Below are 3,473 nucleotides of genomic sequence, written 5' to 3'. Positions count from 1 at the left end.
GCGGAAAAATGCCTTACCAATGGAAGAAAGATTATCAACTGAAGTTGTGGTGACAGAAAATCAATATAGAATTACTGTGATTCGGGCGTGAGTGTTTCCAAAACTCACTGTTTGCGTTACATTTCATTAACGCACCCTACAAGATTGGCGATCGCACTGTGTGTTTTTTTCTTGTTGCTCTTTTTGCGTTATGTCCCATATTGTATAATGCTGTGTCTCCTTTGCTGACTTGAGTGAATTTTTTCTTTTTCCCCCACTTATTGAGCCGATATCATTTCCAGCAACCTCTACTTGCAGTAAAATCAAAATATACTACTCCTCTTAAAAATATGAGTATCCAAGAACAAGGCTATGAGGTTATTAAAGAACTAGGACGTAACCGACAAGGTGGGAGGATTACCTGGTTGGCAACAAATATTAACACAGGGCAACAACAAGTAATCAAACAGTTTTGTTTTGCTCAAGCGGGTGCTAACTGGTCGAGTTTTGCCGCACACGAACGGGAAATACGGGTACTAACAGGACTCAAACATCCGGGTATTCCCAGTTATTTAGGTTCTTTTGAAACATCTGATGGTTTTTGTCTAGTTCAAGAATATATTAATGCTCCGAATTTAGCGGAAACTCGCAGCTTTGCACCAGAAGAAATTAAAAAAATTGCAGTTAAAGTATTAGAAATTCTTGTATATTTACAAAATCGTATTCCACCAATAATTCATCGAGATATTAAACCAGAAAACATTTTAGTAGATGAACAAATCAATGTCTATTTAATTGACTTTGGTTTTGCTCGTATTGGTAGTCATGATGTGGCTGGAAGTAGTGTATTTAAAGGAACTCCTGGTTTTATTCCGCCAGAGCAAATGTTTAAACCGACAGACGCTACAGATTTGTATGCTTTGGGTGCAACTTTAATCTGTTTATTAACAGGAATTAAGTCCACAAAAATAGATCAATTACAAGATGCAGATTATCCCTATTTAATTAATTTTCGTCATCTTTTACCCCAGTTGAGTTTGCGGTTTATCGGTTGGTTGGAAAAGATGGTACAACCGCAACAAAAAGAACGTTTTTCTAATGCAGAATTAGCTTTAGAGGCACTCAAACCACTTGATATTATTCGTGTACCAGGAGTTGATTTTAGTGGGACGGTTTTAGAGTTTAAAGCGAACAGGTTGGGGGAAAAACTAACGCAAAGTATCACTGTTGAAAATCCCATTCCAGATACTTTTTTGGAAGGTAGATGGGAAGTTGCACCCCATCCTCATGATCCTCCACATACTCCAGATAATCATGCTTGGATTTCGCTTACACCTGCTAAGTTTAATAGGAATAATATTCGTTGTCAGGTTGAGGTAGATACGAGTAAATTAATGGCGGATAAGCGGTATAAACGTCAATTAATTCTTCATAGTAATGCTTATCCAGCCAGTCATACTTTAACGGTGAAGGTACAAACGGCGCCTTTACCGATTGATAACAAGAAGCTACCCTATGCCGGATTAATTAAACTATTTTTAATAGCTGGGCTGGTAGCTATGGCTACGAGTTGGGTTATTACTTATGCTGTAACTCCAGTGACTATTTGGTTATTACAAACTTTGGGATATGAAGGGATACTCTCTATGCTTGGAGTGTGGGGTATTGTTACACTTCTTGTGATTATTCTCTCTTGGACTAAATGTTTGAGTGAATATTATAATTTGAGCGATAATGTGAGCAGCGTTGTGAGTTATGCTATATCTGTATCTGTAGGTTCGGCTGCGGTTGGTTTGGCGGTTGGGGTTGTGGTTAGGGATATACTTGAGCTTACAGTTAAATATAGCGGTTCTGATCTAGTTGTTCCAGTTGTCTTTTACGTTTCCCAGACTATAATACCTTTAGCTGTAATAGGTGTTGTCACTTGTGGTGTGTGTTGGGTTTTATTTTGGGTTGTATATTGGGTTGTAAATTTTGTGGCTGTGGACTTAGCTAAACATTCGGTTATGGGAAAACTTTTACTACTGGTAGCAGGGTTTGGGGCTAGTACAGGAATTGGTATAATAGTCGGTTTTCTAAATCCATTGATTTTGTTAGCACTAACTGGAACAGGTTTACCCACACTGGCTATGTTAATTCATTCACCAATTAGCCACCGTCAATTAATTGCTAAATATCGCCAGTCTGAGGAATCTTTAATCAAGCCATAAAAGATTAAGCTTAAATTGCATTAAATCACGTCAATTGAAAATTAAAAGGTGAATCTATGCCTATGCTATCTCAAAGTGAAAAACAACAAAGTATTAAATTAGCACGTATTGGAGTAGTAATTGGATTATTAATTCCTTTTATGTCTATATTTTCCAGTATTATTTTTGCACTCACTTCTTATTTAGTGATTGCGCCAAAATTTGATGAAGCTAGTTATTTTCAGGAAGGGTTAGCTAAGGTCAGAATTGGTGATAAATATGGCTATATAGACAAAACAGGGAAAACTGTTATTCCCATACAATTTGATTCGATTGATGTTTATGAATTTCAGGAAGGGTTAGCAAAGGTTAAAATTGGTGGTAAATGGGGCTATATAGATAGAACAGGTAAAATTGTTATTGGACTTCAATTTAATGAAGTTGGCGACTTTAGCGAAGGTTTAGCTAAGGTTGAAATTGGTGGTAAATGGGGCTATATAGATAGAACAGGTGAAATTGTGATACCACCCACATTTGAAGATAGTTATTATCATATAGTGGGTGATTTTCACAAAGGTTTAGCTAAGGTAAAAATTGATGGTGAATGGGGCTATATAGATAAAACAGGCAAAATGGTCTTAAACTTAGAATTTGACAAAGATGAATCTGAACCCAAGTCTAAGGAAGCAAAATCTTTACAAGAAGGATTAGAACCAGTCCGAATGGGATATAAATATGGTTATATTCGCACTCCTTTAAAGTAGTAATGTAGGTTGGGTTAAGCAATAGCGTAACCCAACAAAGGTTTTAATCAACTAACGGTGAAAATGTCTAAATCAGGATATCCAAGATTTAAGGATTAATTTGATAATTAGCTGATTACCAAACCCCTAAATTTACCTCCCGCAAATGTAAAAATCATACAACTCCCCTTGCTCATACAATAATCGCAACCAGTAAACCTTTTTATAATGTCAGATCATAATTTTTACAAATAAATGTGTAAACTTAAAGAGTTCACCCACTGCCAAAATACCATGACTCGCTGGTTTAATATTGCCGGTCCCTGTAAAGACGATATCCACTATATTTTATCTCCCACAGTACGATTACCAGATTTAGAGGAGCTAATTGAACAAGAAAGTTACTTTGTCCTTCACGCACCACGACAAACGGGGAAAACCACCGCTATGTTAGCCCTAGCAAAACAACTTACCGATACTGGAAATTATGCCGCAGTCATGGTATCAGTGGAAGTAGGAAGTGCATTCAATCATGATCCCAGTGCAGCAGAATTAGCGATTT

Annotated in this window: 2 protein-coding genes and 1 pseudogene; all 3 read left to right on the top strand. The window is 36.9% G+C overall.

What is annotated here, in order from left to right:
• The first annotated feature begins 329 nt into the window (after positions 1 to 329).
• Entirely contained in the window at positions 330 to 2,189 is a 1,860-nt protein-coding gene (locus tag IM477_RS17840) for a serine/threonine protein kinase (protein ID WP_287732880.1), read from the top strand.
• Positions 2,190 to 2,245: 56 nt separating this feature from the next.
• Entirely contained in the window at positions 2,246 to 2,932 is a 687-nt protein-coding gene (locus tag IM477_RS17835) for a WG repeat-containing protein (protein ID WP_287732878.1), read from the top strand.
• A 273-nt stretch (positions 2,933 to 3,205) separates the two neighbouring features.
• Positions 3,206 to 3,473 (top strand): annotated as a pseudogene (locus IM477_RS17830) (ATP-binding protein); the annotation flags it as partial.

The sequence above is a fragment of the Microcystis sp. M090S1 genome (assembly GCF_020246295.1).
GTDB classification, from domain to species: domain Bacteria; phylum Cyanobacteriota; class Cyanobacteriia; order Cyanobacteriales; family Microcystaceae; genus Microcystis; species Microcystis aeruginosa.
This window is presented reverse-complemented; position numbering and strand designations above follow the sequence as displayed.